At 68.0% G+C, this 25,191-nt stretch carries 18 protein-coding genes and 2 pseudogenes; 12 read left to right on the top strand and 8 right to left on the bottom strand.

The window, feature by feature from the left end:
- The first annotated feature begins 143 nt into the window (after positions 1-143).
- Positions 144-2,291, top strand: a complete 2,148-nt coding sequence (locus tag ACWPWT_RS00100) for a TonB-dependent receptor (RefSeq protein WP_454279854.1) — start codon at positions 144-146, stop codon at positions 2,289-2,291.
- 16 nt (positions 2,292-2,307) lie between these two features.
- Here the strand turns inward: ACWPWT_RS00100 and ACWPWT_RS00095 are convergent, their stop codons facing one another.
- The 8 genes and pseudogenes from ACWPWT_RS00095 to ACWPWT_RS00060 form a co-directional block, all read right to left on the bottom strand.
- Positions 2,308-2,745: a winged helix DNA-binding protein gene (locus ACWPWT_RS00095; protein ID WP_454278063.1), complete on the bottom strand. Its 438-nt coding sequence runs from the start codon at positions 2,743-2,745 to the stop codon at positions 2,308-2,310.
- Between the two features lie 90 nt (positions 2,746-2,835).
- On the bottom strand, positions 2,836-4,023 hold the full coding sequence (locus ACWPWT_RS00090; RefSeq protein ID WP_454278062.1) for an HlyD family type I secretion periplasmic adaptor subunit: 1,188 nt from the start codon (positions 4,021-4,023) through the stop codon (positions 2,836-2,838).
- Entirely contained in the window at positions 4,020-6,161 is a 2,142-nt protein-coding gene (locus ACWPWT_RS00085) for a type I secretion system permease/ATPase (RefSeq protein WP_454278061.1), read from the bottom strand. The genes ACWPWT_RS00090 and ACWPWT_RS00085 overlap by 4 nt, the downstream gene beginning before the upstream one ends.
- Entirely contained in the window at positions 6,158-7,423 is a 1,266-nt protein-coding gene (locus ACWPWT_RS00080; protein ID WP_454278060.1) for a TolC family protein, read from the bottom strand. Before ACWPWT_RS00080 ends, ACWPWT_RS00085 begins: the two co-directional genes overlap by 4 nt.
- 178 nt (positions 7,424-7,601) lie before the next feature.
- Positions 7,602-9,350, bottom strand: a pseudogene (locus ACWPWT_RS00075) (BapA/Bap/LapF family large adhesin); the annotation flags it as partial.
- A 180-nt stretch (positions 9,351-9,530) separates the two neighbouring features.
- Positions 9,531-17,543: pseudogene (locus ACWPWT_RS00070) on the bottom strand (Ig-like domain-containing protein); the annotation flags it as partial.
- A gap of 671 nt (positions 17,544-18,214) precedes the next feature.
- On the bottom strand, positions 18,215-18,745 hold the full coding sequence (locus ACWPWT_RS00065; protein ID WP_454278059.1) for a hypothetical protein: 531 nt from the start codon (positions 18,743-18,745) through the stop codon (positions 18,215-18,217).
- Positions 18,746-18,757: 12 nt separating this feature from the next.
- The gene (locus ACWPWT_RS00060; protein ID WP_454278058.1) at positions 18,758-19,426 is read right to left on the bottom strand and encodes a helix-turn-helix domain-containing protein; all 669 of its coding nucleotides are present in this window, start codon (positions 19,424-19,426) and stop codon (positions 18,758-18,760) included.
- A 79-nt stretch (positions 19,427-19,505) separates the two neighbouring features.
- Here ACWPWT_RS00060 and ACWPWT_RS00055 point away from each other — a divergent pair, with 79 nt between their 5' ends.
- From ACWPWT_RS00055 to ACWPWT_RS00005, 11 genes are all read left to right on the top strand, one after another.
- Positions 19,506-19,769 (top strand): helix-turn-helix domain-containing protein, encoded by a 264-nt coding sequence (locus ACWPWT_RS00055; RefSeq protein WP_454278057.1) that lies wholly within the window; start codon positions 19,506-19,508, stop codon positions 19,767-19,769.
- 2 nt (positions 19,770-19,771) lie between these two features.
- Positions 19,772-20,701 carry a ParB/RepB/Spo0J family partition protein gene (locus tag ACWPWT_RS00050; protein ID WP_454278056.1) on the top strand — a complete coding sequence of 310 codons (930 nt, stop codon included), beginning with the start codon at positions 19,772-19,774 and terminating at the stop codon, positions 20,699-20,701.
- Positions 20,698-21,201 (top strand): MarR family transcriptional regulator, encoded by a 504-nt coding sequence (locus ACWPWT_RS00045; protein ID WP_454278055.1) that lies wholly within the window; start codon positions 20,698-20,700, stop codon positions 21,199-21,201. Before ACWPWT_RS00050 ends, ACWPWT_RS00045 begins: the two co-directional genes overlap by 4 nt.
- Positions 21,198-21,473: a hypothetical protein gene (locus ACWPWT_RS00040; protein WP_454278054.1), complete on the top strand. Its 276-nt coding sequence runs from the start codon at positions 21,198-21,200 to the stop codon at positions 21,471-21,473. Before ACWPWT_RS00045 ends, ACWPWT_RS00040 begins: the two co-directional genes overlap by 4 nt.
- On the top strand, positions 21,463-21,735 hold the full coding sequence (locus ACWPWT_RS00035; protein WP_454278053.1) for a hypothetical protein: 273 nt from the start codon (positions 21,463-21,465) through the stop codon (positions 21,733-21,735). The genes ACWPWT_RS00040 and ACWPWT_RS00035 overlap by 11 nt, the downstream gene beginning before the upstream one ends.
- 11 nt (positions 21,736-21,746) lie before the next feature.
- Positions 21,747-22,502 (top strand): hypothetical protein, encoded by a 756-nt coding sequence (locus ACWPWT_RS00030; RefSeq protein ID WP_454278052.1) that lies wholly within the window; start codon positions 21,747-21,749, stop codon positions 22,500-22,502.
- Positions 22,502-22,774 carry a hypothetical protein gene (locus ACWPWT_RS00025; protein ID WP_454278051.1) on the top strand — a complete coding sequence of 91 codons (273 nt, stop codon included), beginning with the start codon at positions 22,502-22,504 and terminating at the stop codon, positions 22,772-22,774. Before ACWPWT_RS00030 ends, ACWPWT_RS00025 begins: the two co-directional genes overlap by 1 nt.
- On the top strand, positions 22,771-22,953 hold the full coding sequence (locus ACWPWT_RS00020) for a hypothetical protein (RefSeq protein ID WP_454278050.1): 183 nt from the start codon (positions 22,771-22,773) through the stop codon (positions 22,951-22,953). The genes ACWPWT_RS00025 and ACWPWT_RS00020 overlap by 4 nt, the downstream gene beginning before the upstream one ends.
- Positions 22,946-23,242, top strand: coding sequence for a hypothetical protein (locus ACWPWT_RS00015; protein ID WP_454278049.1), 297 nt, complete (start codon positions 22,946-22,948; stop codon positions 23,240-23,242). The genes ACWPWT_RS00020 and ACWPWT_RS00015 overlap by 8 nt, the downstream gene beginning before the upstream one ends.
- Entirely contained in the window at positions 23,239-23,703 is a 465-nt protein-coding gene (locus ACWPWT_RS00010; RefSeq protein WP_454278048.1) for a hypothetical protein, read from the top strand. Before ACWPWT_RS00015 ends, ACWPWT_RS00010 begins: the two co-directional genes overlap by 4 nt.
- Positions 23,700-25,191, top strand: a 1,492-nt coding sequence (locus tag ACWPWT_RS00005) for a transposase domain-containing protein (RefSeq protein ID WP_454278047.1), incomplete at its 3' end; no start/stop codon positions are given. The genes ACWPWT_RS00010 and ACWPWT_RS00005, both read left to right, overlap by 4 nt.

The following is a 25,191-nucleotide window of genomic DNA, read 5'->3' as shown; positions in this document are numbered from 1 at the left end:
TTGCGTTAGTTGGCCGCGCCGTTCACGTCAATGGTTACGGGGGAAGAATGAAGCGGTCGGGGAAAATTCGTCCGAAGACAGGGCTTGGTGCGACGGCGTTCGGGGGATCGCTGGCCGCCCTAATCGCGGGATCGTCGATGGCGATGGCGCAGAGCCTGCCCGCGCCGGACGTCACTGCCACGACGCAGGACGAGGCACCGCAGGACCGGGAGGTCGTCGTCACCGCCGCGCGCACCGTCCTGCCGCCCAATGCCCTGCCGCTGACCATCGACATCATCGACAAGGAAGCGCTGGACCGTCAGATTGCGATTTCGGGCAGCGTGACCGATGCCGTCGCGGTGCTGACGCCCAGCTTTTCGCCGACGCGCGGCAAGCTGTCTGGCGCGGGCGAGACGCTGCGCGGACGATCGCCCCTTTATGCCATCAACGGCATTCCGCAGACGACGCCGCTGCGCGACGGCAGCCGGGACGGATTCACCATCGATGGCTTCTTCATCGATCGGGTCGAACTAATCTATGGCTCCAACGCGCTTCAGGGGATTGGCGGGACAGGCGGCATCGTCAACCAGGTGACGGTCGGACCGCCGAAAACCGAAGGGCTGTCGGGCCGGACGCTGGTGCAGGGCACGGTCGCCAACGGGATCGAGTCGGACTCGCCGGGCGGCAAGGTGGCGGGGCTGGTCCAGTATAAGGCCGGCATCTTCGACGCGACGCTGGGGGCGTCCTATGAACGGCGCGGCGTCTTCTACGATGCGCAAGGTCGCCGGATCGGCATCAACCTAACCCAGGGCGAAACGCAGGATTCGCGCGCCACTGATGTGTTCGCGCGTCTGGGCGCGCAGGTGCGCGAGAGCGGGCGGTTCGACCTGATCCTCAACCGCTATGAACTGAATGGCGAAGGACGCTTCGTCCCGCTCGCGGGCAATCGGCGCACGGGACTGCCGACCAGCGCGGTGCGCGGCACCCCGCCGGGCAAGCCCGCCGCCAACCGGGCCGAAGCGGTATCGCTATCCTATACCGACCATGACGTGGCGGGCGGCAACCTGGTCGCGCAGCTCTTCTTCAATCGCACTTATGACACGTTCGGCGGCGAACCGACGCCAATCGCCACTTTCCAGGACCCGGCGATCGTCCCGGTCGGCACGCTGCTCGATCAATCGGAGAACCGTTCACGCAAGCTCGGGCTGCGAGCCAGCTATGAGCGCGCGGTGCCGGGATTTGACGCGCTCGTCGCGACGATCGGCTTCGACGCACTTGCCGACAAGTCGGAACAGCGGCTGATCGCGACCAACCGCGTCTGGGTGCCGCCCGCCGATTTCCGCAGCCTGGCGCCCTTCGTCCAGGCCAATCTGAAGCTGTTCGACGGCGTGGTGCGGCTGGCCGGCGGCGCGCGGTGGGAGAATGTGAAGGTCCGCATCGCCGATTATCATACGCTCGCCTCCAACACTTATGATGGGCGCGACCCGGCGACCTATGGCGGGGTCAGCGTCAAGGGCGGCGAGCCCGGTTTCAACCGGATCATGGCCAATGGCGGCGTCATCGTCGAGCCGCTGGCGGGCATTCGCGCCTATGCCAGCTATGCCGAAGGCTTCACCATGGCCGATATCGGTCGCATCACCCGCGCGGTCGACACGCCCGGCACCGATTTGAGCAGTTTCCGCGCGATCGACCCGGTCATCTCCAACAATCGCGAAATCGGGTTGGAGGTGAAGCGCGGGCCGCTCGACGCCAGCACCACCTATTTCTGGTCGACCAGCAAAAATGGCCAGGTGCTGCTTGCACTGGGCAACGGCATCTTCCAGGTTCAGCGCCAGCGGGTGGAGATCAAGGGGCTGGAGATCAATCTGGGCCTGCGTACCCCGGTTCCGGGCCTGCGCCTGTCGACCGGCTATGCCCATCTGATCGGGCGCTATGACAGCGACACGCGGAACCCGGACGGGATCGTCGATACCGATCTGGACGGCACCAACATCTCACCCGACCGGATGAACGCCGCCGCCGACTACGCCTCGGGCCCGGTGACGGCGCGCGTGCAGACCCAGATGTATCTGTCGCGGACCTTCCACGGGAAGGCGAACCCCGATCCCCGCAACAATTTCGGCGGCTATACGGTGACCGACGCCTATGTCCGCTATCAAACCCGCTTCGGCGGCCTGTCGCTGAGCGCGCAGAACATCTTCAACCGCTTCTATATCGACTATAACAGCGACACCCGGCTGCCGAACGACAATCTGGCCTTCTTCGCCGGGCGAGGCCGTACCTTCACCCTGGGGTGGGACGCGCGCTGGTAACGCGCGCCCGCCGCCTTCACCGATTCTCGGCGTCGGCCATCGTCAGATAGAGGTGGCGGAGCATCGCGGTCATCGCGTCCGTTCCGCGCTCCGTCAGGGTGACGGCCAGCCGCCGGTGATCGGCGGGATCGGTCCGTCGCTGCAGCAGCCCAGTGCTCTCCAGCCGATCGATCCGTCGCAGCGCACTGGTCGAGGTTTCGCCGGAGACGAGGATCAGTTCCTTGACGCAGATCGGACGGCGCTCCTGCTCGGCAATGAAAAGCTCGAGCATCATGTCCCAGGCGGAATCGCGGAAGATGTCGCGCGGGAAGAATTCGGCGATATGGGCGCGCATCGCCTGGGTCTGACGTGCCAGGTCGACAAGCGTGACCCGACCCTGTCCACCGACCCGGATCGTGGGGATCGGTACGCGGGCGTGCGGCGCGAAATCACGGGCGGCCATAGGTTTCGTCATCGGCATATCCTGAGCTGAAGCCATGGGCGGGGGTGCCCGTGGGGTGGCATGGGATGGGAGGGGTTGGAGTTCGGATGGGAGAGGGGGCGCTCATCGCTCGCGCATCGCCTCGCGCGCGCGGTTCAGTGGCTTGAGCAGATATTGCAGCACGGTCTTGCTGCCCGTGTGGATGTCGGCGGTGGCGATCATGCCCGGCACGATGGGAAAGCGCCGCCCGGCCTTGTTGACCAGCGAGTCCGCCGTCGTCCGCACGAAGACACGGTAATAATAGACGTCCGGGTTCACCTCGTCCCGGATCGTGTCGGGCGAGATGCTGCTGACCTTGCCCTCCAGCCCGCCGAAGATCGCATAGTCATAGGCGGTGATCTTCACGCTGGCGCGCTGGCCGGGGCGGATGAAGGCGATGTCGCGCGGGGAAATGCGCGCCTCGACGAGAAGGCGCTCGTCCATCGGCACGATCTCCATGATCTTGCCGCCCGGCGGAATGACGCCGCCGATGGTCGATACCTCGATATTCTTGACCACCCCGCGTACCGGCGAGCGCAGGGTCAGGCGGCTGAGCGTGTCCGACCGCCCGCGCACCACGGGCGCGAGCGCCTCCACCTCTTCGCTGACCTTGGTCAGGTCCTGCCGCGCCTCGACGATATATTGCGAGCGCAGATCGGCCTTCTTCAGATCCAGGTCGGCGCGCTGCCGCTTCAGGCGCAACACCTCGACATTGCTGGCCGCGCCGACTTCGATCAGCGACTCGCCGATCCCGACCTCGCGCCCGATCAGCGTCAGGGATTCGTCGATCAGCCCCAGCGACCCGGCCAAGCTGCGACGGCGCGCGTCGTACAGGCGCTGCTGCTCGGCCTTGAGCGCGGGAAAGTCGTTCAGTTCGGCCGGAAAGGACAGGGGCGTGCCGTTGACCTCCGCCTGCAACCGCGCCTGGGCGGCGAGCGCGGCGCGGTATTTGGCGGCGCTTTCCTCAACCGTCGAGCCCGCCTGTGTCGGGTCGAGCTGGGCGAGGATCTGTCCCGGTTTCACAATGTCGTCCTGCCGAACCAGCATCTTGGCCAGGATGCCACCCTCCAGCGATTGCAGCACCTGTTCGCGGCTGGTCGGCACCACCCGGCCGGTGCCGGTCGCGACCTCGTCCAGTTCGGCGAACCATGCCCAGACCAGCGCGACGACGAACAGCGCGGTCAGCACCCACAGCATCCGCCGGGCGGCGAGCAATTGCGCCCCGCCTTCATCGGCGAAGGGCTGGTCGTCGAAGGCCGCCGCCGCGCTCATGCCGCCTGGCTCCGCGCCGCACCCTGAAGCGTGGCGAGCGCCTGCGCCTTGGGCTGGTCGAGCAGGATCAGGCCATTGTCGATCACGATCACCCGGTCCACCCAGTCGAGCACGCGCATCCGGTGGGTGGCGACCACCACCGTCCGGTCACGGCTCCATTCCTTGAAGCGCGCGATGAACTGGCGCTCGGAGGCTTCGTCCATGGCCGCGGTCGGCTCGTCGAGCAGCATGACCTGGGGCTGACGGATCAGCAGCCGCGCGAGCAGCAGCGCCTGTTGCTGCCCACCCGACAGGCCCAGCCCGCCTTCCAGTACGACATGCTCCAACCCGTCGCGCAGGCGGCGGACGAAATCGACCGCGCCGACCATCTCCAGCGCGGCGAGGATCGCCTGGTCGGTCGCCATCGGCGCGCCCATGGTCAGGTTTTCGCGCAAGGACCCGTGGAACAACCGGCTATTCTGAGTCAGCAGGGCGACCTCGCGCCGGACATCGGCGGGATCGATCTGGTGCAGCGCCAGATCGTCGAGCAGCACCTCGCCCGACACCGGCTGCAACATGCCCGACAGGCCCTGGAGCAGCGTCGACTTGCCCGCGCCGTTGCGGCCCAGCACCGCGATCTTCTCACCCCCTGCGATCTCCAGCCGGGGAACGGTCAGCGCCGGGGGCGATTGCGGATCGGCATAGGAAAAGACAGCGGTGCGCAAGGTGAAGCTGCCACGTGCCGAGGGCAGGGGGATGCGATGTTCGGCGTCGGGATTGTCGACGGGCAACGCCATGATCTGGTCCAGGCTGTTCGCCGCGACCTTGGCGTGTTGATAGCGGCCGAGCAGGTGCGACACCTGCCCCATTGGCGCCATCATCCGGCTGGCCAGCATCGACGTGGCGACCAATGCGCCGGTCGTGATGTCCCCGGCGATCACCATCGGCGCGCCGACGAAGATGACGGTGGCGTAGACCGCATTCTGAACGCTCTGCGCCCAGGTCGACAGGCTGGCGGTCAGGCCGCGCAGCCGCAACTGCGCCTCGCCCGCCACCGCGTTGCAATGGTTCCACTGGCGCTGGAACCGCTCCTCGGCCTGGAGCGCCTTGATGTCCTCGATCCCCTGCACCGCCTCGACCAGCAGGGCGTTGCGCAGCGAGGTTTCGCGCATCGATTCCGTGGCATAGGCGCGCAGCCGCCGCTGGGCGAGCAGGCTGGGGAGCAACAGCGCGACCAGCGCCACCACCGGCACCAGCGCCAGCACGCCGCCGATGAACGCGAGGATGACGAGGAACAGCAGGAAGAAGGGCAGGTCCGCCACCGCCGCGACCGTGGTGGAGGTCAGCATGTCGCGCACCTGGTCCAGATCGCGAAGCTGCGCGATGAAGGTGCCGGTCGAGGTCGGCCGCGCCCGGTTTCGGACGCGCAGCGCATGGCCAAAGACGCGGTCCGACAGCCGTAGATCGGCGCGCTTGCCGAGAATGTCGGTGATCCCGACCCGCAATCGCCGCAGCACAAAGTCGAACCCGGTCGCCAGCAGCACGCCCAGGAACAGGATATAGAGCGTCGGCATCGACTGGGCGGGCACGACCCGGTCATAGACCTGCATCGAGAAGAGCACGCCCGCCAGCCCCAGGCAGTTGGTCACCACCGATGCGACGGCGACATGGCCATAGCTCCGCGCGTCCTGCAACAACAGGCTGCGCAGCCAATGTTCCTCGAAGGGGCGGATATAGCTGTCGACGCGGACATCCGCCGCCGACCGCGCCGGACGGGGGACGACGAAGAGCCGCGTCTGTTCGACCAGCATCGCCAGCGGGCGTTGCACGGCGAGGCCGTCCTCGCCCGCGACGGTGAACAGCGCCTGCCCATCGGCATCGATCCCGGTGACGAGCGCGAGTTCGCCATCGGTCAGGCACGCGACGACCGGCAGCCGCCAACTGGTCAGCCGCATCGCTGCCGGCGCGACGAACCGCACCGACAGGCCGGAGGCGCGCGCGATCGCCCGCACCCGCGCCTCCTCGTCGCCGCCGCCCTGCCACAGGGCGGTCAGCCGCGCGCGCTGTTCGGCAAAGGGCATGCGGAAATGCCGCGCCACCTGTCCCAGCATGTCGATCCAGGCCAGCGAGTCGGTCGGGGGCAGGGCCGAGGCGGTCAAAGCGTGACGCCCCGGATCGCGGTGCCGGTCAGCCCGAACTCGTCGCGCGCCTTGCCCGAGACATAGAGGCATTCCATCGCCAGCCGCCGCAGATCGTGGACCGTGTTGACCGCATCGAACCGGGCCTGTTGCAGCTCCTGCTCGGCATTGAGCAGGTCGACCAGGGTGCGCGTGCCCATGTCGAGATATTGCAGGCGATAGAGCTTGCCGGTCTCCACCATGTTGTCCTGCCGCGCGGCCAGCGTGTCGAGCAGCCGGGACAGCCCGGCGATCTGCTGCTGCGCCTCGGCCAGTTGCGATGCGACTTCGTTGCGGGCCTGGCGTTCGGCGGCCTCGGCGGCGCGGACGCCATGATCGGCGCTGCGCACACGGGCGCGAACGGCGTTGCCGCCGAACACGTCGCTGCTGACGTTCAGTCCGAAATTGTACAGGCTGCGGTCCGAAAAGGGCGAACTGACATCCGCCGCCGCATCCCCCGCCAGCGCGACGGTGGGCAGGCGCGCGGCGTGGACGCGCCGGCTCTCGGCCGTCGCCTGTTCATATTGTGCACGGGCGCGCATGATGGCGGGGACGTCGGCCCATTCGACCGTCGCGGCACGAGTGCAACTGCCCATCAGCCAGTCGGGCACGTCGGGGTCGACCGTGGGAGGCGTATCGCGACCGAGCAGGAAGGACAGGCCGGTGGTCCAGCGCCGCTGCTCCGCCTCGATCCGGGTCAGCGTCGCCTCGGCGGCGGCGACACGCGATTGCGCCTGGAGCGCATCGGAGCGGGTCGTCGCGCCCTTGCCGAACCGCTTGTCGACCAGATCGCTGATCTCGCGGATGCGCGATAGCTGTTCGATCGCGATGCCGCGCAGCGCCGCGTTGCGCTGAACCTCGATCATCGCATAGCCGGTGTCGCGGATCAGCCCGTCGACCGCCAGCAGCATGTCGGCGCGCCCGATCCGCGTTCCGGCGCGCGCGGCATCGACCGCGCCCGCGACCTTGCCGAAGTCGAACAGCATCTGCGAGGCCGAAACCTGGGGGCGGGGACGCCAGATGCTGCCCAGCCGGCTGTCATAGCCGCTGCCCACCCCGGCGCTGATCCTGGGTAGATAGCCCGCCCGCGCGACCTCCACATCCTCGCCGCGCGCCTCCACGGTGGCGGCGGCCTGCGTGACGGCGGGATGCCATTGCAGCACCTCGTGCATTGCACTTTGCAGGGTGACGGCCGGCTCTGCACTCGCCGCCGTTGCGATGATCGAGGCTAGCATAGCCGTCATCCTCCTCCCTGATCGCATTCGGTAACGTTCCCGTCATTCGGGTTGCTTGGCCCACCGATGCTTAGCTTCTGTCTCAGTGGTTGCTGCTAACATATTTAATAGATGGAGAATTGGTGCCGAGGAAAAGGCTCCTCGGCACCGGAAATCAACTCCGATTCTGGACGGCTGTGCAAGATGGTCAGATGACGTGCATTTGCGCCAATCTGTCATGATCGGGATCGACCGAAACGGTCAGATAGCCGAGTGGGTCGGTCGGCTCCGGCGCGATCGTCATCATATCCGCGACGACCGGCATCGCATGCGATTCGGAGTCGGTCGGGGCGGGTTCGGTCGTACCCTGCTGTGCGTCGAGATAACGGGACAGCACATCCTCCAGACTGCCTTGCCCCTCCATCAGCGACAGGGCGAGCCTGGCATCGGCGTTGCCGTCCGTGGCCACATGATCGACCGGCTCCGCGCGCAGGGTCATCGGCACCACATCGGCCTCCAGCATGACGGCGTCATGGACCGACAGGCTGGTGATCGTCGCGGTCGGGAAGACCGGCGCCACGCCGTTGTTCAGGTCGATCGCCACGTCCAGCCGTGCGGTCGCGACCTGTCCGTCGGGCTGGACGATCTGATAGGTGAAGCGATCCACCGGATCGGTCGTGGTATAGCCCAGCGTCGAGAAGGGCTGATAGCTGTAATGCCCGACCTCATCGATGGTCAGCGTGCCGTGGGCGCCGGTCAGCGTGCGCGGCGTATCGCCGACATCCACGAACTGGCCGCCAGACAGCACCCGGATTGCCAGGAACGGGCTGCCCAATATGTCGTTGGCGAGCAGTTCGCCGGTGACGGGCGTGGTTCCGGTCAGCGCGAACTGGTCGAGATGGGTGACGGTCTGGCCGACATAGACGCTGGTCGTATAGCCCGTGCCCAGCGTATTGGTGCTGGTGACGGTATAGTTGTACGTGCCGGAGGGAAGGGCGGGGAGCGAGACGCTGATCCCCGAACCCAGCAGCCCGCCGACCCCGGCCACCGCGAGGCCGGAGGCGGTTCCGACCACCAGCCCCGCCGCGTTGGTGACGACGATCGAATAGCTGGGCAGCACGGCCAGCCCCGGCGCGATCACCGCCGACAGGGTGACGTTGGCCGTGCTGTTCGGCTCGACCGTGAAGCTGTCGCTGATCCGTCCGGTCTGCGTCCCGGTCAGCACCCCCGCCGTGGGCGTGGCGAAGCTGCTGTCGATCACCGGCGCGCGGGTTTCTACGACATTGGCGAAGCTGGCGGCGGCGATGGCGGTATCGTTGACCGCGACCGGCGATCCGGCGATGTCCGGGCTGGCGATCGCGATGGACAGCGTTGCGCTCGCCCGCTCGCCATCGCTGGCGTCGAACAGCGTATAGGTGAAGCTGTCCACCTTCCCCAGCGCGGCGGTGTCGGCATTGGGGGTATAGGCATAGCTGCCATCGCGGTCGATGGTCAGCCTGCCCCATTGCCCGACGATCACCGTATCGTCGGCGACGATGGCGGTCGTCACGCCGTTCAGCGTTACGCTCTCGACACGGGTCTGGGGGCTGACGACATCGACCTGTCCGCCTACGCCGACGTCGGTGATGACATTGCCCAGCGTGGGCGAGGGAATGACCTGAGCGATGTCGGTGAAGTCGGAGTCGACGCCCGTGACGCTCAATCCGCCCAGCACGCCGACGCCCAGCGTGTTGTCGAACGTGACGAAGGCACGGTATTGGCCCGGCCCCAGATCGGCGCTGGCCACCAGATTGCCGCCCAGCAGACTGACGTCGAGCAGCGTGGAGTTGCCGCCTCCGCCACTGATCCCGACCCAGTTGGTGCCATTGAACCGCTGGATCACCACCGCATAGCCGCTTGCGACGCTCAGGTTCAGCGTCGCGTCATAGGTAAAGGTCGCGTCCAGCGTATGGCCCTGCTGAACGGTGAATGCGACATTGGGAACCGCCAGCACCTGCGCGTCGAGATTGACGAGGCCGAGCGAGGCGAGCGCCGTATAATTGGCGTTGCCCAGCGCTTGGTTGCTCTGGACCGGGACGAGGTCGACCAGCGCGGTGGCTGTATCGTCAAAGGCGATGATGTCGAACGGCGCGATGATCGAGACCGTGGCCGAGACATTGCCCGCCGCGTCGCGCAGACCGACATTCAGGGTCTCGCCCGCCACCTGCGGGACGGGCAGGGTGAGGGCGAAGGTGCCGCCCGCACTTACCCCGCCGCTGGCAAGCACGGTGCCGCCCGCGGTCCGTATCTCGACAATGGTGCCGGGCTCGCCGGTGCCGGTGACGAGGGTGCCCGCGCCGTTGATCGCGGCGGCGGGTGGGGCGGGCGGGGTGATGTCCGGCGCGATCACGGGGGTCGCGACGGATCCGTTGCCGGCCGCATCGACCTGCGCCACGGTCAGGGCCTGGCCATTGGCCTGCGGGATGGTCAGCGTCGCGCTGTAAGTCCCGTTCGCCCCAACCAGTGCGGTGCCGACGACCAGCCCCTGCGGATCGAGGATGCGCACCGTCGCGCCGACCTCGCCCGTGCCGGTGACGATCGTACCTGTTCCGTCGACCAGCGCGGTGGGCGCCGCGGGCGGCGTGATGTCGGGCGCGACCAGCGGGGTGGGGGCAGAGGCGTTTCCGGCCCCATCCGCCTGCACGACGGTCAGCGGCTGGCCATTGGCCTGGGCCGTGGTCAACGTCACGCGGTAGAGGCCATTGGGTGCGACGATGGCGGTGCCGATCACCGCGCCGCCCGCATCGCGGACCGTGACGGTCGCGCCGGCCTCACCCTGGCCGGTCACGAGCACGCCGGTGGCATTGATCGCGGCGGTCAGGCCGGTGGGGGCGGTGATGTCCGGCGCGATCGCCTGCGCGACGCCCGAGACATTGCCGGCCAGATCGGCCTGGGTCAGCGTAAGTAGCTGCCCATTGGCCTGCGCGGGGGTCAGGGTGGCGGTGAAGCTGCCATCCGCACCGACGAGCGCGCTGCCCAGCGCGACGCCGCCCGCGCCCCGGATGGTGACGGTTGCGCCCGGCTCGCCCGTGCCGGTCAGGGTGGCGCCATCGGCCGCGACGGCGCCGATCGGGGCGAGCGGGGCGATACGGTCAGGCGCGGTGACGGCGGCGGGGGTGGAGGCATTGCCTGCCGCATCCGCTTGGATCACCGACAGTGCCTGGCCATTGATCTGCGGCGTGGTCAGGATCGCGGCGTAGCTGCCATTGGCGGCGACGGTCGTGGTGGCCAGCACCGCGCCACCCGCATCGCGGATGGTGACGGTCGCGCCAGCCTCGCCCTGACCGGTGACGACCGTGCCCGCACCGTTGATCGCGGCGGTCAGCCCGATGGGAGCGGTGATGTCGGGCGCGATCGCCTGCGCGGTGGCCGAGACATTGCCCGCCGGGTCGGACTGGGTCAGCGACAGCAATTGGCCATTGGCCTGGGCGGGGGCGAGTGGCGCGGTGAAGCTGCCATCTGCCGCCACCACGGCGGTGCCGATCACCGCTCCGCCGACGCTCCGGATCGTGACGGTCGCACCCGCCTCGCCCGTGCCGGTCAGGGTCGTGCCGTCCGCCGAGACGAGGCCGATCGGTGCGGCCGGTGGCGTCAGATCGGGTGCCGTGACCGTGGCGGGCGCCGAAGCATTGCCCGCCGCATCGGCCTGTGTCGCCTGAAGCAACTGACCATCGATCTGCGGGGGTGTGAGGATCGCGGCATAGCTGCCATTGGCGGCGACGAGCGCGGTGCCCAGCACCGTCCCGCCCGCATCGCGGATGGTGACGGTGGCGCCCGCTTCCCCCTCGCCGGTGACGAGCGTCCCGGCGCTGTTGATGGCGGCGGTTAGGCCGGTGGGGGCAGTGACGTCTGGCGCAGTCGCCAGCGTCGGGACCGAGACATTGCCCGCCGGATCGGCCTGAGTCAGCGTCACGACCTGACCATTGGCCTGGGGCGGGGTCAGGGTCGCGGTATAGCTGCCGTCCGTGGCAACCAGCGCGGTGCCGATCACCGCGCCGCCGGCTCCCCTGATGGTGACGGTGGCGCCCGCCTCGCCGGTGCCGGTGACGCTGGCACCGTCCGCCGCCACCACGCCCAGCGGAGCAGCGGGTGGTGTCAGGTCCGGCGCGATCACGGCGGCTGGGGCGGAGGGATTGCCGCCGCCGTCGCTCTGGATCACGGTCAGCGCTTCGCCATTGATCTGCGGCGTGGTCAGCGACAGGGCATAGTTGCCGTTCGCCCCTACCGTCGCAGAGCTCAGGACCGCGCCGCCCGCGTCGGTGACCTGAACCGTCGCGCCGACTTCGCCCGTGCCGCTGACGATCGTGCCCGTGGGATCAATCACCGCGACCGGCAAGGCAGGCGGGGTCAAGTCGGGCGCGATGGCGGATGCGGGGGGCGAGACATCGCCCTCTGCATCCGTCTGCGTCACGCGGACCACCTCACCGTTCAATTGCGGGGTGGTCAAGGTGGCGGTATAGAGGCCATCGGTCGCGACCACGGTGGTGCCGATCACGGTGCCGGTGGCATCGCGAACGGTGATGGTGGCGTCGGGCTGCCCCGTGCCGGTGACGCTTGCCCCGTCCAGCGCGACGATCGCGGTCGGTGCCGGCGGCGTGTCGTTGGGGATCAGGTCGGGCGCGATCGCCGTGCCGGGGACGGAGACATTGCCAGCCGCATCCGCCTGGTTCAGCGTCAGCACCTGTCCGTTGGTCAATGGCGGGGCGAGCGTGACGGTGAAGCCGCCATCCGCACCGACCGGTACCGTGGCGAGCACCAGCCCGACCGGATCGGTGATCGTCACCGTGGCACCGATCTCACCCGTACCCGACACCGTCACACCATCGGCGGAGACGATCGCGACGGGGGCCGCCGGGGGCGTCTGGTCCAGTGCGACCAGCGTCGTCGTGGTCGATAGATTGCCGGTCGCATCCGCCTGGATGACGGTCAGCACCTGGCGGTCGATCTGCGGGGTCGCGAGGGTGATGGCGTAATTGCCTTGCGGGTCGGCGATCACGCTACCCAACACATTCCCGCCGGCGTCGCGCACAGTGACGGTGGCGCCCGCCTCGCCAATGCCGGTGACGATGGTGCCGGTCGGATCGAGCGCGGCGAGCGGTGCGGCGGGTGGCGTGACGTCGGGAGCCGTCACGGTTGCGATGGGGGAGACATTGCCCGCCGCATCGCTGAGCGTCGCACTCACCGTGCCGCCATTGCCTTGCGCGGGCGTCAGGGCGACGGCGAAGCTGCCGTCCGCCGCCACCACGGTGGTGCCGATCACCGAGCCGCCCACGTCGCGGATGGTGACGGTCGCGCCGACTTCACCGGTGCCGCTGGCGGTCGTGCCGGTCGCATCCAGGGTAAAGAGGGGCGCGTCGGGCGCGGTGAGGTCGGGGGCGGTCACCGCGACGGGGGCCGACGGATTGCCGGTGCCATCGGCCTGGGTCACCTGAAGCACTTGGCCGTTCAACTGCGGCGTGGTCAGGACCAGCGCATAGGCCCCGGTGACGGAGGCGGTGCCGGTGCCGATCACCTGCCCGGCGGGATCGCGTACGGTGACGGTGGCGCCCGCCTCCGCCTGGCCGCTGACGATCGTGCCGGCGGCGTCCAGCGTCGCGGTCAGCCCGGTCGGCGGCGTCGTGTCGAGTGCGGTCAGCGCCAGCGGTGGCGAGACATTGCCCGCCGCATCCGCCTGCACCACCGATAGAAACTGCCCATTCAGCTGCGGCGTGACGAGCGGCACCACAAAGCTGCCGTCCGCTGCCGCGACGGCGCTGCCCAGCACGGTACCGTCGGCGGCGCGCACGGTGACGGTCGCGCCCGCCTCTCCGACGCCGGTGACGACGGTGCCGTCCACCGCCAGCGCCCCAAGCGGCGCGGCCGGGGCGGTGAGGTCCTGGGCGATAGGCGTGACGGGGGTGGAGACGTTGCCGGTCGCATCAGCCTGTACGACCTGCAACGTCTCGCCATTGCGCTGCGCCGGGCTAAGGGCGACGGCATAGCTGCCATCCGCATCGACCAGCGCGGTACCGATCGGCACCCCGGTCGGATCGCGAACCGTGACGGTCGCACCCACTTCACCTTGCCCGGTCACGATAGCGCCATCGGCGCTGATCGCGGCGGTCAGCCCGGTCGGGGCGGTGGTGTCCGGCGCGGTGAGGGTGACGATCGGCGAGGCATTGCCAGCCGCATCGCTCTGGACAAGTTGCAGGGTTTCGCCATTGGTCTGGGCGGGGATCAGCGTGACGCTGAAATTGCCGTCCGTGCCTACCGGCCCGGTGCCGATCACGCTGCCATCGGCGGCGCGGACGGTGACGGTCGCGCCGGCTTCGCCCGTGCCGGTCAGGGTCGCGCCATTGTCGATGATCGTTCCAGTCGGCGCCAGCGGCGGGGTGGTGTCGGGTGCGATGACGGTCGTGGGGGCGGAGACATTGCCCGCCGCATCGGCCTGGGTCACCTGAAGCATCTCACCATTGGTCTGCGGCGTATTCAACGTCGCGCTATAGACGCCGTTCGCGGCGACGGTCGCGGTGCCGATCACGGTGCCGCCCGCATCGCGGATCGTGACGCTGGCCCCCGCTTCGCCGGTTCCGGTGACGAAGCTGCCGTCACCGCTGACGGCGGCGGTCAGACCGGTCGGAGCCGTAATATCGGGCGCGGTCAGCGTTGCCGAGGGGGACAGGTTGCCGCCCCGATCGCTTTGGTCGACCGACAGCGTCTCGCCATTGGCCTGAACCGGGGACAGCGGGATGGCGAAGCCGCCGTCCGCGCCGGCCACGATCTGGCCGATGATCGTACCATTGGCTTGCCGGACCGTCACGGTGGCGAAGGGTTCGCCGGTGCCGGTGACGATGGTGCCGTCGGGCGAGACGGTCGCCACGGGGGCGTCCGGCGCGGTCACGTCGGGCGCGCCCACGATGCTGGGCGGTGAGATATTGCCTGCCGCGTCGCTCTGCACCGCGGTCAGCGTCTGACCATTGGTCTGCGGTGGGGTCAGGGCCAGGGTAAAGCTGGTGTCCACGCCGACCACGGCGGTGCCCAGCGGGATGCCGTTCGCATCGACCACGCGGACGGTCGCCCCGGCCTCGCCATTGCCATAGACCGCCGTGCCGTCCGCCGACAGGATCGCGGTGGGCGGCGCGGGCGGGGTGATGTCGGGGGCGGTGACGATCGCAGGCGGAGAGGCGTTTCCGGCGGCATCGCTCTGAATGACGGTCAGCGTCTCGCCATTGACCTGCGGCGTGGCAAGCGCGACGTCATAGGTGCCCGCAGGCGATACCAGGACGGTGGCGATCACCGATCCGGCGGCATCGCGGACCTGCACCGTCGCACCGGGTTCGCCGGTGCCGCTGACGCTGGTGCCGTCGCTGCTCAGAATGGCGGTCGGGGCTGCGGGGGCGACGAGGTCGGGCGTGGCGACCGTGGCGGCGGGGGATACATTCCCCGCGGCGTCGGTCTGCACCACCGACAGCGACTGGCCGGAGGACACCCCGGCGGGCAAGGTCAGGCTGAAGCTGCCGTCTGCGCCCACCGTGGCGCTTCCGATCGGCTGGCCGGCGGCATCGGTGACGCCGATCGTCGCACCCGCCTCGCCCGTGCCGGTCAGGGTCGTGCCGTCCGCGCTGACACTGGCGATGGGGGCGGCGGGGGGCGTGATGTCCGGCGCTGCGAGAGTGATGACGGGCGAGGCATTGCCGGTTGCGTCGCTCTGAACGACGGACAGCGTGCCGCCATTGGCCTGCGGGCTGGTCAGGGCGACGGTGTAGTTGCCCTGCGCATCGACTGTGGCCTGGCCCAGCGTCTGGCCCGCCGCGTCACGCACGGTGACGGTCGCGCCTGCTTCGCCGCTGCCCGTGATGCTGGTCCCCTGCGCATCGATCGTGGCTGTCGGGGCCAGCGGTGCGGTCGTGTCCAGGGCGGTGATGGTTGCAGCGGGGGAGATGTTACCTGCTGTATCTGTTTGGGTGACGCTCAGCGTCTCGCCATTGGTCTGGGCGGTCGAGAGCGGCGCGGTAAAGTTGCCGTCCGCGCCGACCGTGGTGGTGCCCAGTATCTGTCCGTCGGGACCGTTGATCTGCACCGTCGCGCCGGGTTCGCCCGTGCCGGTGACGATGGTGCCGCCCTGATCGAGCGTGACGACGGGCGCGGCCGGTGCGGTGGTGTCCGCCGTTGTCAGCGTGGTCGGCGGCGAGACATTGCCCGCCGCATCAGCCTGCGTCACGGAGAGCGTGCCGCCATTGGCCTGCGGGCTGGTCAGGGCGACAGTGTAGTTGCCCTGCGCATCGACGGTCGCCTGGCCGAGGGTCTGGCCCGCCGCGTCACGCACGGTGACGGTCGCGTCGGCTTCGCCGGTTCCCGAAATGTTGGTCCCCTGCGTATCGATGGTGGCGGTCGGGGTCAGCGGCGCGGTGGTGTCGGGGGCGGTGACGGTTGCGGCAGGGGAGACGTTACCCGCAGCATCTGTTTGGGTGACGCTCAGAGTCTCGCCATTGGCCTGGGCTGCGGAGAGCGGCGCGGTGAAACTGCCATCCGCGCCGACCGTAGCGCTGCCCAGTATTTGCCCGCCGGGCCCGGTGATCTGCACCGTCGCGCCGGGTTCGCCCGTGCCGGTGACGATGGTGCCGCCCTGATCGAGCGTGACGACGGGCGCGGCCGGTGCGGTGGTGTCGCCCGGGGTCAGGGTCGTCGGCGGCGAGACATTGCCCGCTGCATCAGCCTGCGTCACGGACAGCGTGCCGCCATTGGCCTGCGGGCTGGTCAGGGCGACGGTGTAGTTGCCCTGCGCATCGACGGTGGCTTGGCCGAGGGTCTGGCCCGCCGCGTCACGCACGGTGACGGTCGCGCCTGCTTCGCCGGTGCCCGAGATGCTGGTGCCCTGCGCATCGATCGCGGCGGTCGGGGCCAACGGCGCGGTGGTGTCGGGGGCGGTGACGGTTGCAGCGGGGGAGACGTTGCCAGCTGTATCCGCCTGGGTGACGGTCAGCGTTTCGCCATTGGTCTGGGCCGCGGAGAGCGGCGCGGTGAAGCTGCCATCCGCGCCGACTGTGGCGCTACCCAGTATCTGCCCGTCGGGCCCGGTTATCTGCACCGTCGCGCCGGGCTCGCCCGTGCCGGTGATGGCGGTGCCGCCCTCACCGAGCGTGACGACGGGCGCGGCGGGCGCGGTGGTGTCTGCGGGGATCAGCGTGGTTTCGGGCGAGACATTGCCGGCCGCGTCGGTCTGAGTCACGGTCAGGGCACCGCCATTGGTCTGCGGCGTCGTCAGCGTCAGGGAATAGCTGCCCTGCGCGCCGACCACGGCGGTACCCAGTATCTGTCCGGCGGCGTCGCGCACCGTGACGGTCGCGCCCACCTCTCCGGATCCGGTGATCGTCGTGCCCTGTCCGTCCAGCGTCGCGATCGGCGCGGTGGGGGGCGTCATGTCGGGGGCGCTGACGCTCAGCCCTGGGGAGACGTTGCCCGCCGGATCGGACTGGGTGATGGTTACGGGCTGGCCATTGGTCTGGGGCGGGTTGACCGGCACGCTGAAGCTGCCATCCGCGCCGACCGTGCCGGTGCCGATCACATTGCCCGCCGCATCGACGACGCGGACGATCGCGCCGGGTTCGCCGGTGCCGCTGACGCTGCTGCCGGTGGTGGAGAAACTTGCGGCGGGGCGGCCCGGGGCCTGCGTATCGACCGTGGGCTCGGGAGTCCGGTTGCCGCCATTGCCGCCGCCCGATACCGCCGCGACCAGACCGCCGACTCCCGCCACGCCCAACACCGCAGGCAGGATGAACGAGGAACTCGCCCCCTCCGCGCCCGCGCCGGCGCCGAGCAGCTCGTCGAGATTGCCGAGCGTGGTGAAACGGCCCGCGCCCGTGGCCGCCGGATGGGCTAGCCACTGCGCACCCTGATCGTCGCGCAGGACCAGATCGCTGATCACCCCCTGTTGCTGCTGATAGAAATGATCGATGCGCAGCGTGCTGCCATCGGTCAGCCGGAGGATCAGGTCATCGCCGTCCCGCTCCATCGCCGCCACTTGCGAGCGATCGAGGTTCAACCGGACGATGCTGGGGGTATTGAGTTCGACGACGTCAGCGCTGGTCGTCGTGGTGGCGCGGTTCGACTTGGCGATGATCTCGATCTGCACGGCCTGTGAGGGGTGACAGGACAGGCTGGAGTAGACGGGATCAGGTGGGATCACCCGGGATTTGACGGCGCGATGGCGGTTTTCCGGGGGTTTTGACCAATCATTGGTGGCGCGGCGTGGGCGGTGGGTTGTCAAGAGTCGTCGAGCAAATTGACAGGTTCTGGACAAGAGCGGCTGGAGTCGGGCGAGGCGGCGGGGTGGGCCTCTTAGAAACCTCTGAGTGGCGGAAAAGTGGGCTTTCAGCGACCTCTTAGAGGATCATGCTGCCATAATCGGCGACAGATCGGGCATAAAGAAGTGGGACCCGACAGGTCCCACTTACCCGCAAAGCCGCTTTAAGTGGGTAATCGTTGATTTGATACGATTTTCTGGTCTGCGCATCGCGCCGATGCGGCATTTCGTTCGTCGATTAAGTGGGACCCTTTTTTGCGGCCACGTGCATCGCCGACCAGCAGCGTCGCGCCGCATCTCGATCGAAGCCGACGTTTCCTGCTGCGTCGATCATAGCCGCGCTGGGCTCGCCGATCGCGGCAAGCGCCGCGTCAGCCGCTGGCAAATAGCTGTGCCACATCGGCCGCCCCTCGAACCGTATGTCAGGCGGATGCCCTTCGGCGGTGCAAAGGGCACGGGCGATCCGTTCGAGCGGCGGCTTTGCGGTCCGGCCAGCCATCTTATAGCGGCGGTCGCTGGAGGGTCTTCACTGGACAATGTCGGATGACGCGGGCCCACGCCTGTTGGGTGCCGTTGACCTTTATGCCGACCGTCATGCTGCGGGACGGCACATGGGCGGTGAACGTCGCATATTTTGACGGGCCAAGCGCCGCGATGATCGACCGAGAGGTTTCAGGCGCGGCATGAAGGCCGCGCTGCAAAACGTCTTTGGGGTCGGCCTTGACGAATACGTAAGGCTTTTCAACCGGCTCGGCATCGGCGTCCCGCACCGGCCCTATCGTCAAGGCGGTCGTCGAAGGAAATTCGACGTCCTCCCATTCCACTACGAACTCGGGCTTGCCAGAAACACAGCGCATCGAAAGGGTTACGTACGGGTCATCTTTTTCGATGTGCGTTTGGAAAGCATACACCTCCCGTTCGCCAGTATTATTGTCCGTCGTGTCACTGACGTACCAGTCCCCCTCATACTTACGATCGGGCACCTGCGGTGTGCTGATCGCAATCAAAGCGACCAAAGCCGTGAAAGCCATGCCGTCCCCCTTTTAAATCGGCCGCATGAAGGTGCTTAGAATGCGACCAACCAAATGATAGCCGTCGTCGCCGTCTGCGATCTTGGATGGCGCAATGGCGAGTTCATGGGTTTGGTAATCGCCATCTGGGCTGAACGACTTGATGCCTGCCGATGCGAGAGCATCAGCAACCACCGAAAAGCGGCCGATCACGATGCTGCCATTGTATCGCCAGAGGCATAGGTGGCCTTCCGCCAGTTCGGTCGTCTCAATAGAACGGCACAGCACCATCATACCTTCGTGCAGATCGGCGGCGCGATAGTCGCTCAACAGCCTGGTCAACCATAGGCCCGAGGTCGTGCGGACATTGGCGCTCAACCAATCGCGGCGGACTGGCGTCGTCAGCTCCGGCGTTCCCAAGGAATGGTCCTCGACATTCCGCAGGTCATACAGAGGAACGTCGATCCAGTCGGCGTCGGCAGCGTCCGTGAGGGCCGTGCGCGACACAGCCATACGCCCAGTCAGGAGCCATTCTACGTTTGTAGAAAGGACCTCCGCCAAACGTGGGACCACCTCCACTGGATAGGCGCGGTCGCCAGGCCAATAATTACCCATGCTTGAGCGCTTGATCCCCGCTCGATCCGCCACATCCGTCTGACTTAGATCAAGCTCTTGCGCACGAGCGCGAATACGCATCGCCATAGATTGCGCGAATGTGTCTTGACTGTCCGCTTTTGTGGTCCCATGGTCCACGAATGTGGATTTCAATTCAGAGGCAGGCATGAGCGAGGTTCTTCATCGGGAGGATGTGAAGGCGGCGCTTCGCAAGCGTCACGGCACTGTGACTGCCTTCGCGCAGCACAAAGGTCTGAAGCCCCAGCAGGTTAACGACTGGATGCGCGGACGTACCAGCGCAGTCGTCGCCCGCGCCGTGGCCGAAGAGCTGGGGGTGGAGGCACTCCATCATGCTGCGTCGCTGTCCATAAATGTGGACCATAGACGGAAATCCGGACGCAAGCATCGTCAAAATGGGGCGGCGAATTGAACATGGCCGCGACCCTGCACGAAGAAGCGCTGGACGGCTTCATCCTGGTCCGCACGGACGAGATTGATGCGGTTGACCGGCTCCGCCCGATCGACACCGTTTGGGCCGACGCGCTGGGCCAGATGATGGCGCGCGATGGTCAGGACACGCCCATTCAGGTCTGCCGTCTGCCCGGCCAGAACCGTTGGACCTTGGTCGTGGGTGGCCACCGGCTGGCTGGCGCAAAAGCCGCCGAGATCGAATTTCTGAAGGCAGAGATCGTTAGCGCCGACCGCAATGATCGTCGGTTGCGCGAAGTGCGGGAAAATCTCTGGCGTCGCGACCTCGACCCGCTGGATCGCGCGGCATTCTTCGCGGAAATGGTAGCAATCCAGCACGCCCGCGCTGGCCTTACGGAAGACCGCGCCGCCAAGGTCAACGCGCGATGGCAGACGGCGGTCGCCGCCGAGGCAGACACCATGCTGGAAACGATTTCCAGCATGTACGGGTGGACGGAGGAAGTCGGCGAGGAATTGGGCTTTACTGGCCGCACGATCCGCAACGACCTGATGCTGTATCGCCGCCTTGCCCCCTCCATCGTGAACCGCCTACGCGAAGCACGGCACCCCATCCTGAAGAACGCGACCCAGCTGCGCGCGCTTGCGAAGATGGAGGCATCGCAACAGGCCAAGACGCTCAACGCACTGGTCGGCGACGCGGGCGAGGAACCGTGCAAGACGGTAGCGGACGCGATCAAGCGAACGAGTCCCGCGCGCGAAGCGACCCGCCCCGATCAAAAGCGGTTCAACACCGTCCTGGACACGCTGGCGCGGATGAGCGCGGCGGAACGGCTGGCTCTGTTCCAGAGCCCGCAATTCCATGATGCGATCCCCGTAGAAGCCCAGCGCCTGCTGGCTCCGATGCGGCGCGGGCCGATGAAGGACGCGGCATGACCCCACTTCACGCCCGTGTCCTCGACAACGTGCGCGAGGCGATCGCGGTCGGCGGTCTGTCGCCAACCATTGCGGATGTCGCGAAGCTGACCGGCACGCCCTACGGCACTGCCACCTATGCGGTGAAGGCGCTGATCGACGCCGGGCTTCTGGCCAAGGAAAAGTCGGGTCATGGCCTGCGCCTGCCCGATGCCATCGACCTGCGCGGCGTGGCGACCGGCGAATTGACCGCCGAGCTGGCGCGGCGCGGCGTGACGCTGGCGAGCCTGGACCGGAACGCGCCACGCGCGCTGGGGCGGGTCGTCACCTGCGCAGCGGATTGCTGCGCGACGCCGGTCGAGCGCGGGCACCTGATGTGTCGCCAGCACTGGTTCGCGCTGCCCCCGGCGCTGCGGGAGCGGATCACGCGCAGCAATGCCCGCCGGGACAACGTCGCGTTCGAGCGCGCGGTGACCGAGGCGCGCGACCTGATCGATTCTGGAAGGTGGAGGAAAGCATGACGAAGGAACAGACGCGGGACGCGGTCGCACGGGCGATCGGCTTTGTCCGCTTGCACGCGCGCCGAGACCCCCACTTTGCAAAGGGTCCAGACAAGGCCCGGATTATCGAAGCTCGCGATATTGTCGCCGCTCTCGATAGCCGTACGGGTGATGAGGGTGGCTACGTGCTGGTCCCCGCCATCGCGACCCGCGAGATGGTGGATGCGGCGGACGCCTGCCCCGACGCCTACTCCGCGTACGCGGCCATGGTGGAGGTCGCCGGTGTCCGTTGATCGCGCCACGAAACAGCGTCGTGCGGACGGCGAGAATTTCGGCCTGTCCGCCAAGGAAGAGCAGATCATGGATGCGCTGGACGCGGGCGAGCGTGCCGAGTCGGTCGCTCTGCGCTTCGGCACCGGCTTGTCCACGGTCCTGACGATGGAGCGCCGCTACACCATCACCACGGGCATGCTGAACGACTTCGACCGGCGGACGCGGGCGAGCGATGCGCGGTACCGCGCGGCGCTTGCCGCTTCCGGCGGAGCCTATGCGTGATGGGTGCCGAGGTGGTCCCGTTCCCGGCGCGCCGCCCGGCCCCCGCCAACCTGCGCGATGCGACGCTGCCCTGCGGGGCCGACCAGCTCGCGACCCTGTTCAACAGCCTGCCCAAGGGGCGTTCCATGACCGATATCGCCGACGACGCCAGCACCAATCAGGACCAGCATCTGGCGGCAAGCCTGTCGCGGATCGACCCGACGCTGGCAAAGGGCGTCGCGGGCGAGTGCGACAATTGCGGCGACGATTTCGAGCGTCTGATTGGCGGCTTGTGCGGCTTCTGCCGCGATGGCCGCCGCCCGACCTTCCGTAGCCGCGCCCCGACTCCATCACCGATGCCTCGCGACCCCGAACCGAGCGCCCGCGACCCCGAACCGATCGCGGTGCCTGCCCCGACGCCGCTGCCGAGCGTCATTTCACAAGAGGAGGAAGCGTTGCCCAATCCCAAACCGTCCGACGATTTCCGCAATGTCTCCATACTGGCGCGGGGACCGCTGCTGAAGGCGATCATGGCGCGGGCCGATGAGCGTGACCTGTCGCTCAACAAGGCCGCCGCCAGCCTGATCGAGGACGCTCTGTGCGACCGCGCCGAACAGACGCTCTTCGACCTGTCCGCGCTTCCGGTGTCGGACCTGCTGGAGGAAATCGGCGCACGCCTGGCGCAGTCGGCATCGACGGCGGAACTGGTCGCCATGACGGCGCGCGCAGAGGCTGCCGAGGCCAAGCTGGCGATGGTGCATGCCGCGATCGGCGGGAGTGCGTCGTGATGGCGGGCAATGCCAATGTTTTCAGCGGGCCGGTGATCGTCGCGTCGGTCGCGGTGTCTTCTGAAAAGCAGCCCAATATGGGCATCGCCGTCAATGTGCAGCCGGTATCGGTGCTTGGCGACCGCATTACCGTCACGACGGTCTGCCCCAAGGGGGCTTTCCTCTGCGCGCTCGATGCGCGCCAGGCACAGATGCTGATCGATGACATCACGAAGGGGATCGCGGTCTTGCATCGACTCGAGTCCGGCGCGCCCTCGGGGATGGTGCAGTGATCGCGGCCGCTCTTCCCGCCGCCCCGGCGCTGCGTGGTTATCGGCCGCTGTACCGGGCGGGCAGCATCTGCCCGGACTGCGGCTCAACCAGCTGGCATGTCGGTCGCCAGTCCGCCGAATGCGCCCGGTGTGCGACCGCGCTGCCGCTCGCGCCGATCGTCGAGGTGCATCATGGCTGATCGCTTCGTCGTCGATGCGGCGGTGGCCGCGCTGCTGCCGTGCGAGGACGCCACCCGGCTTGGCGGTGATTTCGTACCCGATAGCACGAAGTCGGCACCCCTGACGGGCCGCGTCTGCCAGGTGAAGGGCTGCAACGTCGCGATGCGGGTCAATCAGCGCGTGTGCGATGCCCATTGGGCCGCACTGCCGGGCAAGGTTCGTTCGCGGCTGTCCATGTCACGGCACGGCCGGGTTGCCGACGAGATGTGGGCCAAGGCGGTTGCTCGCCTGGAGGGGGCGGTCGCGTGACCAAGCGCAAGATACGCACCTCCGAGACGATCCAGCTGGGCTTTTCGTTCGATCCGCCCGCGCCTGCGCGCGCCGAGGCCGATCTGGCGGGGCTCGACCGGGTGGTGTCGGGGTGCGTGTCGATCATGCTGAAGGGCGATGACCGCTCGCGCCATGAGATCGCGGGCGCGATGTCGGCGCTGCTGGATGAGCGCGTCAGCAAGGACATGCTCGATGCCTATGCGTCGGAGGCGCGGGCCGAACACAACATCTCGGCGGCGCGCCTGCTGGCGCTGATCGCGGTGACCGAACGCTACGACCTGCTGGACAGCCTGGTGCGACGCATCGGCGGCGCGCTGCTGGTCGGCGAGGAAATTTTGGCGGCGCGGCTGGGCAGCCTGAAGGCGCAGCGCGCCCGGCTGGATGAAGAAATCAAGGCGCTGCGCCCCAGGGTGCAGCCGATCGCGCGGGAGGCGATGTGAAACTGCACGGGGGAAAAGAGTGGTTCACGGCGGCCGAACTGGCCGAGCTGGCATTGGCCGGCCTGCCGACCACCAAGCGCAAGATCAACGAGCGTGCGGCGGAAGAACGCTGGGCGATCGCAGTCGATGCCAAGGGCATGCCGCTGGCCCGGCCGCGCCAGGCGCGCGGTGGTGGCCTGGAATATCACCTGACGGTGTTGCCGCCGGCGACGCGCAGCGCGCTGGCCGCCATGGGCGTGGCAGTGGTCGCGAACGTGTCGGATGAGCCGCCCGTCCAGGCCTCGCAGCTGTGGCGCTGGTATGAGGGCGCGGGCGAACGCGTACAGTCCGAGGCGCATCGCCGGCTGGCGGTGGTGCAGCTGGTCGATACGCTGGTGGCGGCGGGCATGACGCGGTCGGCGGCGGTGCCGGCGGCCGCCAAGGATCAGGGCGTGGGCATATCGACGCTGTGGGGCTGGCTGGGCCTGGTCGATGGCGTGGCGCTGGCCGATCGTCTCGCGCATCTGGCCCCACGCCGCCAGGGCGGTGGCGTCGAGGCGACGGTGTCGCTCGACGCCTGGCAATTCCTCATCTCGGATTTCATGCGTCCCGAACAGCCCACCTTCAGCGCCTGCTACGGGCGCATGACACGGGCCTTTCCGGGGCACATTTTCCCGACAGAGCGGACCCTGCGCCGCAAGTTCGATCGCGAGATCGACCAACGCCTGGTCACGCTCAAGCGCCAGGGCAGCGAGGCCCTGCGCCAGACACTTCCCTCACAAGAAAGGTCCGTCATGGAGCTGCACGCCCTGGAGGCCGTCAATATCGACGGCCACAAGTTCGACGTTTTTTGCCGCTGGCCGGACGGCCGGATCGGTCGCCCGATGATGGTGACGATCCAGGACATCTACAGCCGCAAGATTCTCGCCTGGCGCGTGGATGAGAGCGAGTCCGCGCTTTCGACCCGGCTGGTCTTTGCCGACCTGTTCACCACCTGGGGCATCCCCAAGGCCTGCCTGATGGACAATGGCCGTGCCTTCGCGTCGAAGACGATCACGGGCGGCGCCAAGACCCGGTTCCGGTTCAAGATCAAGGATGAGGAGCCGACCGGCGTCCTGACGGCGCTGGGGATCGCCATACACTGGGCAACGCCCTATCGCGGTCAGTCCAAGCCGATCGAGCGCGCGTTCCGCGATCTCTGCGATACCATCGCCAAGCATCCGGCGCTGGCGGGTGCGTACACCGGCAACAAGCCTGATGCGAAGCCCGAGAACTACGGTTCGCGCGCGATCCCGATCGAGGAATTCCGCGCGCTCGTGGACGCCGGAATCGCCGCGCACAACGCCAAGCCCAACCGCCGGACTGAAACCGCGCAAGGGCGGCATAGCTTCGACGATGTCTTCATGGCGTCCTATGCGGTCGCCCCGATCGGCAAGGCGACGCCCGAGCAACAGCGCCTGGCGCTGCTGACCGCCGAGGACCGGTTCACCGATCGCAAGACGGGCGAGC

Source organism: Sphingomonas sp. Marseille-Q8236 (assembly GCF_965112005.1).
The sequence above is the reverse complement of the archived record's forward strand: the minus strand, read 5'-3'. Positions and strand labels throughout refer to the sequence as shown.

What these genes read in the sequence shown, in the direction of transcription:
- ACWPWT_RS00015 (WP_454278049.1), top strand. Translation starts at nt 22,946, where the DNA reads ATGGCTGATCGCTTCGTCGTCGATGCGGCGGTGGCCGCGCTGCTGCCG.
- ACWPWT_RS00100 (WP_454279854.1), top strand. Translation starts at nt 144, where the DNA reads ATGGCGCAGAGCCTGCCCGCGCCGGACGTCACTGCCACGACGCAGGAC.
- ACWPWT_RS00095 (WP_454278063.1), bottom strand. Translation starts at nt 2,745, where the DNA reads ATGACGAAACCTATGGCCGCCCGTGATTTCGCGCCGCACGCCCGCGTA.
- ACWPWT_RS00025 (WP_454278051.1), top strand. Translation starts at nt 22,502, where the DNA reads ATGGCGGGCAATGCCAATGTTTTCAGCGGGCCGGTGATCGTCGCGTCG.
- ACWPWT_RS00065 (WP_454278059.1), bottom strand. Translation starts at nt 18,745, where the DNA reads ATGGCTTTCACGGCTTTGGTCGCTTTGATTGCGATCAGCACACCGCAG.
- ACWPWT_RS00040 (WP_454278054.1), top strand. Translation starts at nt 21,198, where the DNA reads ATGACGAAGGAACAGACGCGGGACGCGGTCGCACGGGCGATCGGCTTT.
- ACWPWT_RS00050 (WP_454278056.1), top strand. Translation starts at nt 19,772, where the DNA reads ATGGCCGCGACCCTGCACGAAGAAGCGCTGGACGGCTTCATCCTGGTC.
- ACWPWT_RS00080 (WP_454278060.1), bottom strand. Translation starts at nt 7,423, where the DNA reads ATGACGGCTATGCTAGCCTCGATCATCGCAACGGCGGCGAGTGCAGAG.
- ACWPWT_RS00055 (WP_454278057.1), top strand. Translation starts at nt 19,506, where the DNA reads ATGAGCGAGGTTCTTCATCGGGAGGATGTGAAGGCGGCGCTTCGCAAG.
- ACWPWT_RS00045 (WP_454278055.1), top strand. Translation starts at nt 20,698, where the DNA reads ATGACCCCACTTCACGCCCGTGTCCTCGACAACGTGCGCGAGGCGATC.
- ACWPWT_RS00090 (WP_454278062.1), bottom strand. Translation starts at nt 4,023, where the DNA reads ATGAGCGCGGCGGCGGCCTTCGACGACCAGCCCTTCGCCGATGAAGGC.
- ACWPWT_RS00060 (WP_454278058.1), bottom strand. Translation starts at nt 19,426, where the DNA reads ATGGCGATGCGTATTCGCGCTCGTGCGCAAGAGCTTGATCTAAGTCAG.